Source organism: Paraburkholderia sp. RL17-380-BIE-A, assembly GCF_046028085.1.
Taxonomy (GTDB): Bacteria; Pseudomonadota; Gammaproteobacteria; order Burkholderiales; family Burkholderiaceae; genus Paraburkholderia.
Map to the genome: position 1 here is coordinate 16477 of NZ_JARESQ010000018.1, position 14053 is coordinate 30529.

General features: G+C 62.8%; 11 protein-coding genes. 4 read left to right on the forward strand and 7 right to left on the reverse strand.

Annotated features, from left to right (window positions below; genetic code table 11):
• Positions 1-16 precede the first annotated feature (16 nt).
• Positions 17-1276, forward strand: coding sequence for a JmjC domain-containing protein (locus tag P0D68_RS26665; protein ID WP_408301813.1), 1260 nt, complete (start codon positions 17-19; stop codon positions 1274-1276).
• A 232-nt stretch (positions 1277-1508) separates the two neighbouring features.
• Positions 1509-1784: a hypothetical protein gene (locus P0D68_RS26670; RefSeq protein ID WP_091792954.1), complete on the forward strand. Its 276-nt coding sequence runs from the start codon at positions 1509-1511 to the stop codon at positions 1782-1784.
• Between the two features lie 156 nt (positions 1785-1940).
• Here the strand turns inward: P0D68_RS26670 and yoaA are convergent, their stop codons facing one another.
• The 3 genes from yoaA to P0D68_RS26685 form a co-directional block, all read right to left on the reverse strand.
• On the reverse strand, positions 1941-4193 hold the full coding sequence (yoaA, locus tag P0D68_RS26675) for a DNA repair helicase YoaA (RefSeq protein ID WP_408301811.1): 2253 nt from the start codon (positions 4191-4193) through the stop codon (positions 1941-1943).
• A 64-nt stretch (positions 4194-4257) separates the two neighbouring features.
• Positions 4258-4476 carry a DUF465 domain-containing protein gene (locus P0D68_RS26680; RefSeq protein WP_007181361.1) on the reverse strand — a complete coding sequence of 73 codons (219 nt, stop codon included), beginning with the start codon at positions 4474-4476 and terminating at the stop codon, positions 4258-4260.
• 127 nt (positions 4477-4603) lie between these two features.
• A complete protein-coding gene (locus P0D68_RS26685; RefSeq protein ID WP_408468771.1) occupies positions 4604-5482 on the reverse strand; it encodes a hypothetical protein in 879 nt (292 codons plus the stop codon).
• On the opposite strand from P0D68_RS26685, the gene P0D68_RS26690 reads away from it, so the two are divergent.
• A complete protein-coding gene (locus P0D68_RS26690; protein WP_408185486.1) occupies positions 5394-5828 on the forward strand; it encodes a hypothetical protein in 435 nt (144 codons plus the stop codon). The genes P0D68_RS26685 and P0D68_RS26690 overlap by 89 nt on opposite strands.
• 164 nt (positions 5829-5992) lie before the next feature.
• Positions 5993-8335, forward strand: a complete 2343-nt coding sequence (locus P0D68_RS26695) for a Tex family protein (protein WP_408185454.1) — start codon at positions 5993-5995, stop codon at positions 8333-8335.
• A gap of 192 nt (positions 8336-8527) precedes the next feature.
• Here P0D68_RS26695 and P0D68_RS26700 read toward each other — a convergent pair whose 3' ends face one another.
• The 4 genes from P0D68_RS26700 to P0D68_RS26715 all read right to left on the reverse strand — a co-directional run bounded on the left by P0D68_RS26700 (position 8528) and on the right by P0D68_RS26715 (position 13992).
• On the reverse strand, positions 8528-10414 hold the full coding sequence (locus tag P0D68_RS26700) for a potassium transporter Kup (RefSeq protein WP_091792946.1): 1887 nt from the start codon (positions 10412-10414) through the stop codon (positions 8528-8530).
• A gap of 281 nt (positions 10415-10695) precedes the next feature.
• On the reverse strand, positions 10696-11286 hold the full coding sequence (locus tag P0D68_RS26705) for a phosphoribosyltransferase (RefSeq protein ID WP_091792944.1): 591 nt from the start codon (positions 11284-11286) through the stop codon (positions 10696-10698).
• 3 nt (positions 11287-11289) lie between these two features.
• Positions 11290-12636, reverse strand: coding sequence for an adenylosuccinate synthase (locus tag P0D68_RS26710; RefSeq protein WP_091792942.1), 1347 nt, complete (start codon positions 12634-12636; stop codon positions 11290-11292).
• A gap of 204 nt (positions 12637-12840) precedes the next feature.
• Complete coding sequence (locus tag P0D68_RS26715; RefSeq protein WP_408301804.1) at positions 12841-13992, reverse strand: ATP phosphoribosyltransferase regulatory subunit; 1152 nt, start codon at positions 13990-13992, stop codon at positions 12841-12843.
• Positions 13993-14053 lie beyond the last annotated feature (61 nt).

Sequence of the window (14053 nt, forward strand, 5' to 3'; positions counted from 1 at the left end):
CAACTCACATTATACGATGCCCAAGCGGCCCACTGACCACCCGGCCGACGCTGCATCGGCACGGAATTCGTCGCCGGCTTCAAAGCCGGCTCTGTCCGCTCTTCCGGTTCTGCCGCCCGCGCCGGACACGCCTACACCGCTGCTCGGCAATCTGACGCCGTCGCAATTCATGCGCCGCTACTGGCAGAAGAAGCCGCTGCTGATTCGCCAGGCGATCCCGAATGTCGAGGCGCCGCTCTCGCGAGAAGAATTTTTCGAGTTGGCCGATCAGGACGAAGTCGAAGCACGTCTGATCACGCATTTCCGCAATAAATGGCAGCTGGAGCACGGTCCGTTCGCGCCTGACGAACTGCCTTCGCTGAAGCAGCGCGCATGGACGCTTCTCGTGCAAGGTGTGGATCTCTACGACGATCGCGCGCGCGCCCTGCTCGACCGCTTCCGCTTCGTGCCGGACGCACGTCTGGACGACCTGATGATCTCGTATGCAAGTGACGGCGGCGGCGTAGGCCCCCACTTCGATTCCTACGATGTGTTTCTTTTGCAAGTAAAAGGCAAGCGGCGTTGGCGCATTAGCGCGCAGAAAGATCTGACACTGCAAGCCGGCTTGCCTTTGAAAGTTTTACAGAATTTCCAGGCCGAAGAGGAATGGTTGCTCGAACCGGGCGACATGCTGTACCTGCCGCCGCACATCGCGCACGACGGAGTTGCCGAAGGCGAATGCATGACCTGCTCGATCGGTTTTCGCGCCCCGTCCGCAAACGAATTGACCGCGCAGTTCCTCTATCATCTGGCCGAGCGCGGCGAGTCGTCGGGCAATGCGGGAGCGCTTTACCGTGATCCGCAGCAGCCCGCTGTGGACCGTCCGGCTGAACTGCCGGCGGCGCTCGTTGAAAGGGTTGGCGCAATCCTTGCTGGCATTAAATGGAAAGAGCAGGATATTGCGTCGTTCCTTGGCACGTATCTCAGCGAACCCAAGCCGAGTGTCGTCTTTGATCCGCCGCAAAGGCCGCTTAATGAAGCACGTTTCATCAGTCAGGCTTTGAAGTCAGGTATTCGGCTGGACCGCAAGACCAATTTGTTGTACAACCACCGTTTTTTCTTCATAAATGGAGAGGAAACGTCATTCGATGGCGCAAAAAAGTGGTTGTTTGACCTCGCAGATCACCGCTGTATGAGTGCGAAACGCTTTGTAACACTCTCACACGATTCGTCGGTGACAGCACGGCTACACGAGTGGTATTGTGCGGGCTGGATACAAGTGGGCGAGCTTGCGTAACTCCGCCTACCTGCTATACCGTACAGTGAAATTTTGTATGAGAAAGACAACGTATTGACCCCGGATTTATGGATTGTCAGTACGAAAGTGCATATAATTTCCGCCCAAGCCGTAGGGAAGATTCCAGCTCGTCAAAAGAGCGTCTCCACCAGCGGCCCAGGTCGGTGTTGGAGCACATTACCGGTTTTATTTTGCGCTGTTGCTTACCTTTAAACCATAAAAGGACGTGATCATGAAGAAATCCCTCCTCGTAGCATCCCTGTTGGCAGCTGTGGCACTGGCTGCATGCAACAAGAGCAACGACCAAGCCGCTGCCCCGGCTAGCGACGCAGCTGCTGCTTCGGCACCGGCTGCTGCAGCTTCGGATTCGGCTGCTGCTGCTTCGGGTGCTGCTGCTGCTGCGAGCGACGCTGCTGCTTCGGCTACGACCGCTGCTTCGGACGCAAGCGCTGCTGCTTCGGACGCTGCTGCTTCGGCTGCTGCTCCGGCTTCGGGCGCAAGCCAGTAAGCTGCTGCATAGGGTTCGCCTCTGGGCGAAAACTGCATCGGGAAATCTTCGCGATTTCCCGGGCAGTAAAGCAAAACGCCACGGATTCACATCCGTGGCGTTTTGTCATTTAAGCGCCGCTTTTTACAACGGCGTTCATTGATTCCGATTGGCCTATTAACCCGCTGTTTGATTCTCTTCAAAAAACTCGCGCACGACTTCGATCTCACGTGTGCGTTTAAATGGCGGCAGGCTCTGCCAGATACGGCGTCCATACGGTTTATCGACGAGACGCGTGTCGCAGATCATCAGCACGCCTCGATCGGTCTCAGCGCGAATCAGGCGCCCTGCGCCCTGCTTCAGCGTAATCACGGCCTGCGGCAACTGATGCACGGCGAACGGGCTCAAGCCTTTCTTGGTCAGCGCATCCAGACGAGCCGACAGAACAGGATCGTCGGGCGGCGCAAACGGCAGCTTGTCGATCACTACCAGCGACAATGCGTCGCCGCGCACGTCCACCCCTTCCCAGAAGCTCTGACTGCCCACCAGAATCGCGTTGCCGTAAGACCGGAAACGATCCAGTAATTCGGTGCGGCTTGCATCGCCCTGCACGAGCAGCGGATAGTCCCAGCCGCGCGCTTCGATCGTGTCGCGCAGCTTGGCTGAGATGCGGTCCACGGCGCGCAGCGTCGTGCACAACATGAAGACGCCGCCGCCCGATGCCTCGATCGCCGGCAACGCGGCGTCGAACACGGCGTCGGTGAACATCGGCGAGGACGGCTGCGGCAAATTGCGCGGCACGTACAGCAGCCCTTGAGTCGGATAATCGAAGGGACTGGGCAACGTCATGGAACGTTTCGCGTTCAGGCCCATTTGCGCGGCGTAGTGCGTGAAATCGCCGCGCACCGACAACGTGGCCGACGTGAAGATCCACGCACGCGGCACGCCGGCGCGCTGCTTCGCAAAGATCGGCGCAACCGACAATGGCGTTTCGTGCAACTGCACGGTATGCGAGAAGACTTCGATCCAGCGCACCTTTTCATTCGGGTCGGCGCGCTCGGCTTTGCCGTCGGCTGACGTAGCGTCGGCGGCCTCGCGCTCGGTCTGCGTGGGCGGCGTGGTCCAGCCGGCGAGCACACCCTGCAGTTCGCGCGCACGGCGCAGACACGCGCCGATCGATTCAGCGCGCTCGGCCTGACCCGCCAGCGCGGACGCGAGCGCGTCGAGTTCGGTTTCGAGCGTTTCGAGCGCGGGAAACAGCGGGTGGTCGTCCGGCAACTGGCCGATCGACAGGCGCACCGAGTCTTCCTTGAACGCGAGCCGGACGTCGCGCGCTGCGCGTTCGAGCGTCGAGCCCAGCGTGACCCAGTCGACCGTTTCACGCGCATGGCCCAAACCTTCGGCCACCGAATCGCGAGCAAGCTCGAGAAACTGCGTGGTCGAAAGCGTCTCGCCGAAAAAGAGCGTCGCCGTTTCGGGCAACTGGTGCGCTTCGTCGAAGATGATGGTGTTGGCGGTGGGCAGCAGTTCCGCCATGCCCGTATCGCGCAACATGATGTCGGCGAAAAAGAGATGGTGGTTGACCACCACGATATCCGCCTGCTGCGCCTCGCGGCGTGCCTGCATTACGAAGCAGTCCTTGTAATGCGGACACTCCTGGCCGAGACAGTTTTCGCGCGTCGACGTGACCATCGACCACACCGCCGCCGTTTCGGGCACGCTGGCGAGTTCAGCCTTGTCGCCGGTGCGCGTGATCTTCGCGAAACGCACGATATCCTGCAGATACGAGGTTTCCTGGCGCGACGGCAGACGGCCGTTATCCGCGGTGCGCTGCAGATAGTAGTGGCACAGGTAATTCGCGCGGCCCTTGAGCATGGCGACCGATACCGGCACCGCGAGCGCATCGCGCACGGTCGGAATATCGCGCTGAAAGAGCTGGTCCTGCAGATGCTTCGTGCCGGTGGAGACGATCACCTTGCCGCCCCACAGCATGGCCGGCACGAGATACGCATAGGTCTTGCCCGTGCCCGTACCCGCTTCGACGATCAGCGTGTTTTCGCTGCCGTCGAGCCCGCCCGACTCGGCGCTTTCCGCAGCCTCGGCGGTGGCATCCGCGCCCGGTGCCTGCAGACGCCGTGCCGGACGCTTCTGCGCCTCGAACATCGCGGGCTCGGGCATTGCGCGGCCCGACGCTTCCATGGCCGCGGCCACGGCGCGCGACATTTCGATCTGCGACGCCCGCGAGCGGTAGCCGTCGATCTGACGGGCCAGCAAGCCGTTGTCGGCGAAGATCTCGTCCAGTTCAACGACGCGGCGCGGATTCAGCGACGCGCTCAGTGCGGACGCGACAGGACGCGACGCAGGCGCATTGGCTCCGGCTGCGTCGTCGCCCGGCGTGGCACGGGATGAAGTTTCAAGCGGTGAATTCAAGGCAAGCGTTTCCTGCAAAGTCCGGCTCGCGCGGCGCGCGCCCGGCGCCTGCCAGGCCGCGAACTCAGGCGCGTGCGTCCGGTTCGAGCTGCAACTGCAGCAAGATGATGGTGTCCTTGACCTTGAGTTTGCGCTTTTTCAGGCGCTGCAACTCGAAGTCGTCGATGCCGGGCTCATCCGACATTCGGTCGATCAGGCGATCGAGCCCACTATGCTCCGATTCCAATTGCAGAATGCGGTCGCGAAGTGTGTCCGCGTTGATGACGTGATGTTGATCGCGCATACTCGCCTCCTCTCGTCTACGGAGCGGGCGGCGTGTGCAGCCCGATACCTGAGGTTGCTGTCCGGCTTAAAACGCATTACGGCGACTACGGCCCTGCCACACACGCTCAGGGCCCACTCCAGCACGCTTACTGCGGTTGTTGTTGCTGCTGCTTTTGCTGCTCTTCGAGCTGCTGCTGTTTCAACGCGTCCTGACGTTTCTGCTCGGCTTTCTCCGCCGCCTGCTTCTGACGCGCTTCCACATCGGCCTTGTGCTGCGCCGCGTCGGCCTGCTTCTTCTCGAAGCTCTGCTGCTTCTGCACGCGCTCCTGCGCCTTCTGCGCACCTTGCGCACGCGCCTCGTCGAGCTTGCGTTGGAAGTCGGCCTGCTTCTGATCGTACGCCTGCTGGTTGGCGGCGGCCTGCGACGGGCTGACGCCGCGCTGCGCCTGATCCAGCGCATGCTGACGCTGCTTCTGCTGATAGGCCTGCTCATTCGCGCTGCGCTGCGGCGCCTCGGCGGCGCGCTGCGCCTGATCGAGCTGATGCTGGCGCTGCTTGTCCTGATATGCCTGCGCGTTGCGCGCGTCTTCGGCGGCGCGTTGCGGTGCGCCCGCTTCTTCCTGGGCACGCTTGAGCGCGGCCTGCTCGTCGCGGTCGCGGGCGCGCTGCGTGCGCTGCTCACCGTCGAGCGCGAGTTGTTCCTTGCGGATGTCGGCCTGCACCGAGCGCATGCTGTCGCGTGCCTTGTTCAGGCAGTAGTTGACGAAGAACTTGCTGTAGCAGTCGTGTTCCGCGACGCCATAGCGATAGTTGTTCTCCTCCGTGCGCTGATCCAGGACTTTCTGCCGGGCGTCGAAGCCGCTGTTCGGCGAGGCCGCATTGCCGGCGCTGTCCGTACCGCCGGCGTTCGTCCCGCCCTGCGCATTCGTGGCGCTCATGGCCCCCGCGCCCGACGCAGCGGCCGGGGCGAGCGCGCCCGCGGGCCGCGCAGCGCTGCTGCTTGCCGGCAGCACGGACTGCGCCACGGCCGGAATAGGCGCGGCCAGCGCGGCGGCGAGAACGCACGACGCACACGACGCGAGCAATACGCCATTAGAAAGGACCGCGGACCTGAACACCGGGCGCGAAGCCGCCACGAGCGAGCCGAGCGGTGAGCGCAACGAACGCGCCGAAAAACGCGGCATGGAACGCATCAGCGAGCGCGATAAGAAACGCGACGATAAAAACGGCGGCAATGGAGTCAAGCGCGATGCCAAGCGCGGTGTCAAGCGAGAGACCAAGCGAGAGCCCAGGCGGTTGAGGGACAAGGAGATCGGCAACGTCGTAGAAGGTCAGCGGAACATGCCCGAAATTCTATCACCCTGCGGTTGAGCCCTTTTGCATTTATGGCAAAATGCCCCGCTCCAGCAACCTGGTCGCAGCGCGCACGCCCGGCGAGCCCGGACGTGCCCCACGTGCCTCATTTGCCCTAACGTGCCCGCATGTGCGGTTAGCGCGCGGCCCCTGAACTGAGTCCGCAGGAACACCAAGACCTTATGACGGAAACCGTAGCACTCAAGATCGTACAGCGCATCGCCGCCGAACTGTCCGTCCAGCCGCGCCAGGTCGCGGCCGCGGTGCAACTTCTCGACGAAGGAGCGACTGTGCCGTTCATCGCCCGCTACCGTAAGGAAGTGACCGACAATCTCGACGACACGCAACTGCGTAACCTCGAGGAACGCCTGCTGTATCTGCGCGAGCTGGAAGACCGGCGCGCCGCGATCATCGCCAGCATCGACGAACAGGGCAAGCTCACCGACGAGCTGCGCGCGGCGATCGAAGGCGCCGACAGCAAGCAGGTGCTGGAAGACCTGTATCTCCCGTACAAGCCTAAGCGCCGCACACGCGCGCAGATCGCTCGTGAAGCCGGCCTGCAGCCGCTCGCCGACGCGCTCCTCGCCAATCCGCTGCTGGACCCGCAAACCGAAGCCGCCGCCTACGTGGACGCCGAAAAAGGCGTTGCCGACGTCAAGGCCGCGCTCGACGGCGCACGCGACATTCTCTCCGAACAGTTCGGCGAAACGGCCGAGTTGCTCGGCAAGCTGCGCGATTACCTGTTCAATCAGGGCGTGGTGTCGTCGAAAGTGGTGGAAGGCAAGGAAAACGCCGAAGAAGAGAAATTCCGCGACTACTACGACTACGCGGAAACCATCCGCACCGTGCCGTCGCATCGCGCGCTGGCGCTGTTCCGCGGCCGCAATGCGGGCGTGCTGATGGTCAAGCTGGGCCTCGGTGAGGAACTCGACGCGCAGGTGCCGCACCCGGGCGAAGCGCTGATCGCGCGCCACTTCGGCATCGCCAATCAGAACCGTCCGGCCGACAAGTGGCTCTCCGACGTGTGCCGCTGGTGCTGGCGCGTGAAGGTGCAGCCGCACATCGAAAACGAACTGCTGACCAATCTGCGCGACGAAGCCGAGCACGAAGCGATCCGCGTGTTCGCGCGCAATCTGAAGGACCTGCTGCTGGCCGCGCCCGCCGGACCGAAGGCCGTGATCGGCCTCGACCCGGGCATGCGCACCGGCGTGAAGGTCGCCGTGGTTGACCGAACCGGCAAGGTGCTCGCCACCGACGTGATCTATCCGCACGAGCCGCGCCGCGACTGGGACGGATCGATCGCGAAACTCGCGCGCATCTGCGCACAGACGCAGGCCGAACTGATCAGCATCGGCAACGGCACGGCGTCGCGTGAAACGGACAAGCTTGCGAGCGAACTGATCGCGCGTCATCCGGAATTCAAGCTGCAGAAGATCGTAGTGTCCGAAGCCGGCGCGTCGGTGTACTCCGCCTCCGAACTCGCGGCAAAGGAATTCCCCGACATGGACGTGTCGCTGCGCGGCGCGGTGTCGATCGCGCGCCGTTTGCAGGATCCGCTCGCGGAACTCGTGAAGATCGAACCGAAGGCGATCGGCGTCGGCCAGTATCAGCACGACGTGAACCAGCGCGAACTGGCCCGTTCGCTGGATGCCGTGGTCGAAGACTGCGTAAACGCCGTCGGCGTGGATGCGAACACGGCGTCCGTCGCCCTGCTCGCCCGCGTCTCGGGTCTGAATGCCACGCTGGCGCGCAACATCGTCGATTATCGCGATGCGAACGGACCGTTCCCGTCGCGCGAACATTTGCGCAAGGTGCCGCGTCTGGGCGACAAGACGTTCGAGCAGGCAGCCGGGTTCCTGCGCATCAACAATGGCGAGAATCCGCTCGACCGCTCGTCGGTTCACCCGGAAGCGTATCCGGTCGTCGAACGCATGCTCGCGAAAATCAGCAAGCACGTCGGCGAAGTGCTGGGCAACCGCGACGCGTTGCGCGGCCTGTCGCCCGCGGAATTCGTCGACGATCGTTTCGGCCTGCCTACCGTGCGCGACATTCTGCTCGAACTCGAAAAGCCGGGCCGCGATCCGCGTCCCGAGTTCAAGACGGCGACCTTCCGCGAAGGCGTCGAGAAGGTCAGCGACCTGACGCCGGGCATGGTGCTCGAAGGCGTCGTGACGAACGTGGCGGCGTTCGGCGCGTTCATCGACATCGGCGTGCATCAGGACGGTCTGGTTCACGTATCGGCCATGTCGACCAAGTTCATCAAGGACCCGCATGAAGTCGTCAAGGCCGGCCAGATCGTCAAGGTGAAGGTGCTCGAAGTCGACGTAAAGCGCCAGCGTATTGCGCTGACCATGCGCATGGACGACGAAGTCGGTGCGGCTTCGGCGCGCAGCGGCGGCGGCGCCCAGCAGGATCGCGGCGCGGGTCGCTCAGGCGGCGCACGCGGTGCGCCGCAACAGCGTTCACGTGAACCGGAAGCAGGCGGCGCGATGGCGGCTGCATTCGCCAAGCTCAAGCAGAAGTAAGATCGCTGGTTAAGCGCGTGATTTTTTCATGCGCTTGTAGTGCACGTTGCGCTTGTCGAGCACGGTAAACCGCGGTGCAGAGCACTGCGCAATTTGACTCAGCCGAACATGCGGCACATAAAAAAACCCACGCATTCGCGTGGGTTTTTTTTCGCCCCGGCATCTGGGGCGTTCATGAATCAACGGCGACCGTCAGATCTCGATCTTCGTCCCCAACTCCACCACCCGGTTGGCCGGAATACTGAAGAAGTCCGTCGGCTTCGCGGCATTCTGATGCATCCACGCGAACACGCGCTCTCGCCACACTGACATGCCCGGCAACTGAGTCGGCACCACCGTTTCGCGCGCGAGGAAGAACGACGTGTCCATCAATTCGAAAGTCATGTCATGCGTGCGGCCGACTTCGAGCAGCACCGCCTTCACGTCCGGCGTTTCGTTGAAGCCGTAGGCCGCCTTGACGAGATACAGGCCACCGTCGATATCCTTGACCGTCACACGTTCCGCGTCGTTCACGTACGGAATGTCGCGCGTCACGAAGGTCAGGAAAATGGTGCGCTCGTGCAGCACCTTATTGTGCTTCAGGTTGTGCAGCAGACTCACCGGCACGAGCGAATCGCTGCCGGTCAGATAGATCGCCGTGCCCGATACGCGATGCGGCGGATGCGCGAGCAGCCCCTGCAGGAAAGGCATGAGCGGAATACCGTCGGCCGCCGTGCGTTCCTTGACGATCATGCGCCCCTTGTACCAGGTCATCAGCAGGAAGAACAGCAACGCGCCGATGCCGAGCGGCAGCCAGCCGCCCTCCTCGACCTTCAGCAGATTGGCGCCGAAAAAGCCCAGATCGACCGTCATGAATACGCCGATGATCAGCGCCACCAGCAGCTTGTTCCAGTTCCACACTTTCACCATCACGACGCAGGCGAGCACCGTGGTGATCACCATGGTGGCCGTCACCGCGATACCGTACGCGGCCGCGAGATTGTCCGAACTCTTGAACGCAATCACGATGCACAGAATGATGAACAGCAGCATCCAGTTCACCACCGGCACATAGATCTGGCCGATCGCCAGTTCAGACGTGTGCAGAATCTTCATGCGCGGCACGTAACCGAGCTGGATCGCCTGGCTCGTGAGCGAATAGGCACCGGAAATCACCGCCTGCGAGGCGATCACCGTCGCGACCGTGGACAGCACCACCAGCGGCAGCAACGCCCAGTCCGGCGCGAGCAGGAAGAACGGATTTTCGATCGCCTTCGGATCGTGCATGAGCAGCGCGCCCTGACCGAAGTAGTTCAGCACCAGCGACGGCATCACGAGCACGTACCACGCCATGCGAATCGGTTTGGCGCCGAAGTGGCCCATGTCGGCGTACAGCGCTTCAGCGCCGGTCAGCACCAGCACCACCGAGCCGAGCACCACGTAGGCCTGCAGCACGTGCGCGGCCATGAAGCTGTATGCGTAGTACGGGTTCAGCGCGCGGATCACGTTCGGCGACTGCAGGATATGCCACAGGCCGAGCGCCGCGAGCACCACGAACCACAGCACCATGATCGGACCGAACAGGCGGCCGACCATGGCCGTGCCGTGCCGCTGGATCCAGAACAGCAATATCAGGATCACGATGGTCAGCGGCAGCACCAGATGCGACAGATTTGGCGCCGCAATCTCCAGACCTTCTACCGCCGAAATCACCGAAATGGCCGGCGTAATCACCGCGTCGCCATAGAACATGCAGGCGCCGAAGATGCCGAGCATCATCAGCAAGCCGGCCATTTTCGACTTCTCGTCGAGCGAGCGCAGCGCCAGCGCCATCAGCGCGAGAACACCGCCCTCGCCGTTATTGTCCGCGCGCATCACGAACAACACGTACTTGATGCCGACCACGATCACGATCGCCCAGAACAACAGCGAGATCACGCCCAGAATAGATTGCTCGGTCAGCGGAATGCCGTGGGATGGACTAAAGGCTTCCTTCAGCGAGTACAACGGGCTCGTGCCGATATCGCCGAATACCACGCCGATCGCAGCGATGGCGAGGGAAGGCAGAGGCTGTTTGTGCTCGTGATTGTTATCTGTCATAAACGCGAGGAAATCCGTTCCCTGGGCGAAAAAGCGACCGCTATTCTAAACTGCCCGCCTGACGCCGCCCGGCTTGTTGTGGATACACCACGAGATGGTCCGCGAAGTGTAGCACCGCGATATGGGCGCGTCTGCTGGTCGGGCCGTATTAGCGGCATCGTCGATGCGCGGTTTGCGAAGCACGCGCGCACGGCGCGCACATAAAAAAACGGAGCCCAATGAGCTCCGTTTTGCGAGACAACGCGGGGGACGACGCAACGATTTCGGCGCCGAAGTTCGCATCACTTCTCCGACGACTCCTGCGCTTGCGCCGTGCCACGCTTGATCCATGCGCCGAGGTTGTGCGGACGAACCGTGTCCCATTCCTCGAACGGCTGATGAATCCACGGATTGGTGGGCAGATACTGCACGTGGTAGTCGGGCTTCACCTTCGAGCAGCCCTTGTACCAGAGCACCGCCGAACGCACCGCGGTGATCGCCGGATAACGCTCTTTCAGATGCTGCTGAACACGTGCGAGCGTTACGCCCGAATCCACCAGGTCGTCGACCAGCAGCACGTTGCCGTGCAGTTCGCCACGCGTCATGGTGATGTATTGCGCGATATCGAGTTCGCCCTGCTCCGTGCCGGCCGCTTCACGATACGAACTCGTGGCAAGAATCGCCAGCGGCAGATCGTAAATGCGCGAGAGCTGATCGCCGACGCGCAAACCGCCGCGCGCGAGGCACAGGATCTTGTCGAATTTCCAGCCCGACTCGTGCACCTGCAACGCGAGCATTTCGATCAGCCGGTGATACTCGTCCCAGCCGACCCACAGGTTCTTGTCGTCGTTGCGCGGATCTTTCATCGCAATCATGGGTACACCTTGCACCATGGCTTAAACCTTGAACGGATGACGAAGCAGAATGGTTTCGTCGCGATCCGGACCGGTCGACACCATGTCGATCGGAATGCCCGCGACTTCCTGCACGCGCGACAGATACGCACGCGCGTTCGCCGGCAGCTTGTCCCATTCCTTGATACCAACCGTGCTTTCCTTCCAGCCCGCGAAGGTTTCGTACACTGGCACGCAGCGCGCGACTTCCGACGAACCACGCGGCAGCAGGTCGACATGCTGGCCGTCGACCGTGTAGCCGACGCACAGCTTCACTTCGTCCAGACCGTCGAGCACGTCGAGCTTGGTCATGCACAGACCCGACACGCCATTGATCTGGATCGAACGGCGCAGCGCGGCGACGTCGAGCCAGCCGGTGCGGCGCGGACGGCCGGTGACCGAGCCGAATTCCTTGCCGACGGTGGCCAGTTCGAGGCCGATCGCTTCCTGACGGGCGGCGTTGTCCGCGTCGTACAGTTCGCTCGGGAACGGGCCCGAGCCGACGCGCGTGCAATACGCCTTGGTGATGCCGAGAATGTAGTTCAGCTTTTGCGGACCGACGCCCGCGCCCGCCGTGGCCGCGCCGGCCACGCAGTTGCTCGACGTGACAAACGGATACGTGCCGTGGTCGATGTCGAGCAGCGTGCCTTGCGCGCCTTCGAACAGCAGGTTGCTGCCGTTAGCGTTCGCGTCGTACAGGCGGCGCGACACGTCCGTCACCATTGGCTTCAGACGGTCGGCATAGCTGAGCATCGTGTCGAGCGTTTGCTGGAAGTCGACAGCGGCGACACCCAGGTATTGCGTCAACACGAAGTTGTGATAGTCGAGGTTTTCACGCAGACGTTCGGCGAAGGTCTCCGGCTCGAACAGGTCCTGCACGCGCAAACCGCGGCGCGCCACCTTGTCTTCGTACGCCGGGCCGATGCCGCGGCCGGTGGTGCCGATCTTGCCCGCGCCACGGCGCGCTTCGCGGCCCTGGTCGATGGCGATGTGGTACGGCAGGATCAGGGTGGTGGCTTCGGAAATGAAGAGGCGATTCTGGACATCGACCCCGGCGGCTTCGAGCTCGCCGATTTCCTTGAAGAGCGCTTCCGGCGACAACACGACGCCATTGCCGATGTAGCACGCGACGCCGGGATGCATGATGCCCGACGGAATCAGACGCAAGATGGTTTTCTTGCCGCCGATGATAAGCGTGTGACCGGCATTGTGACCGCCCTGGAAGCGAACGACGCCTTGAGCGTGGTCCGTCAGCCAGTCGACGATCTTGCCCTTGCCTTCATCACCCCACTGGGTCCCCACGACGACGACGTTACGCCCGGGGTTCACATTCACTGCGCTGGCAGACATGTTGTTTCGTAAGCTGGTTAAAAACGTATTCTACCTATGTTCGCGGAACCTTCCGAATTTTTCCGTTTCCGCTCAACGGTATGCACGTTATGATGGGTATGGCGAAAGTAGCGCGGCCACTGGCCGCGCCCTGCTTCGGCGACACATTCGACGCCGTCTGACATGCCCTGAGGATCGGCCTCGGGCGGGTCTGCCGGAACGCGCTCAGGCGCGCGGTTCGACGACCCAATTACCGTTGCGCTCGACCAACACACGGTCGAACGCGAATTCGTCGAGATCGTGCTCATGGCCGGGCAGCGCCTGAATCACCACCTCGCCAGCATCTCGCAACGCGGCGACGCTCACGCGCAGCGCCTCGTCATGCTGCCACGGCGCGAGAATCGCGCTGCTGCGCGCTTCGACCGGTGAAATCCGCGCCACCTCGCGCAGATCGAGCGAAAAGCCCGTGGCCGCCCGTGCGCGGCCGTACGCTTGACCCACGTGGTCGTAACGGCCGCCGCGCGCTACTGCATTCGGCACGCCGTCCACATACGCCGAGAACATCACGCCGCTGTGATAAGCATAGCCGCGCAGATCGGCGAGATCGATCATCACTTCGGCGCCCTCCACCTGGCTCGCGAGGAACGCGAGGTCGTCGAGCGCGCGGGCAATGGCCGGCATATTCGGCAAGCGCGCGCGGGCTTCGTCGAGCACGGACGCGTCGCCGTAAAGCGTGGGCAGCGCGCGCAACGCGTCGCGAATCGCCGGCGTCAGGTTCGCCGTGAGTTCGACGAGGCGCGGCACGTCTTTGCCCGCGAGCGCGTCGTAGAGCGACTGCCCGAGCTCGGCCGCGGCCGGTTCGGCTTCGATCAGCGCGGCGAGCACGCCCGCGTGGCACAGATCGAGGCGAACTTTCGCGAGGCCCGCCAGACGCAGTGCGTCGAGCATCAATTGCTGGATTTCGAGGTCGGCTTCGAGGCCGGCGTGGCCGTAGATTTCCGCGCCGATCTGGATCTGCTCGCGCGTGGCGTGCAGGCCGCGCGGCCGCGTATGCGCGACGTTGCCCGCGTAGCAAAGGCGTGTCACGCCCTGGCGATTCAGCAGATGCGCGTCGATTCGCGCGACCTGCGGCGTAATGTCCGCGCGCAGACCGAGCGTGCGTCCCGACAGTTGATCGACGAGCTTGAAGGTGCGCAGATTCAGATCGTGTCCGCCGCCCGTGAGCAGCGACTCGATGTACTCGAGCAACGGCGGCATGACCATTTCGTAGCCGTACGAACGGAAACGGTCCAGTAAATGGCGCCGCAACTCTTCGATCTTGCGGGCTTCCGACGGCAGCACGTCGGCAATATTCTCGGGAAGTAACCAGGTCGACATCGATACAGTCCTACGACGTTGAACACGGCGTCTGGGTGCGCCGGTAAGTGAGTGTGAATGG

What these genes read in the sequence shown, in the direction of transcription:
- P0D68_RS26665 (WP_408301813.1), top strand. Translation starts at nt 17, where the DNA reads ATGCCCAAGCGGCCCACTGACCACCCGGCCGACGCTGCATCGGCACGG.
- P0D68_RS26670 (WP_091792954.1), top strand. Translation starts at nt 1,509, where the DNA reads ATGAAGAAATCCCTCCTCGTAGCATCCCTGTTGGCAGCTGTGGCACTG.
- P0D68_RS26680 (WP_007181361.1), bottom strand. Translation starts at nt 4,476, where the DNA reads ATGCGCGATCAACATCACGTCATCAACGCGGACACACTTCGCGACCGC.
- P0D68_RS26690 (WP_408185486.1), top strand. Translation starts at nt 5,394, where the DNA reads ATGGCCCCCGCGCCCGACGCAGCGGCCGGGGCGAGCGCGCCCGCGGGC.
- P0D68_RS26695 (WP_408185454.1), top strand. Translation starts at nt 5,993, where the DNA reads ATGACGGAAACCGTAGCACTCAAGATCGTACAGCGCATCGCCGCCGAA.
- P0D68_RS26700 (WP_091792946.1), bottom strand. Translation starts at nt 10,414, where the DNA reads ATGACAGATAACAATCACGAGCACAAACAGCCTCTGCCTTCCCTCGCC.
- P0D68_RS26705 (WP_091792944.1), bottom strand. Translation starts at nt 11,286, where the DNA reads ATGGTGCAAGGTGTACCCATGATTGCGATGAAAGATCCGCGCAACGAC.
- P0D68_RS26710 (WP_091792942.1), bottom strand. Translation starts at nt 12,636, where the DNA reads ATGTCTGCCAGCGCAGTGAATGTGAACCCCGGGCGTAACGTCGTCGTC.
- P0D68_RS26715 (WP_408301804.1), bottom strand. Translation starts at nt 13,992, where the DNA reads ATGTCGACCTGGTTACTTCCCGAGAATATTGCCGACGTGCTGCCGTCG.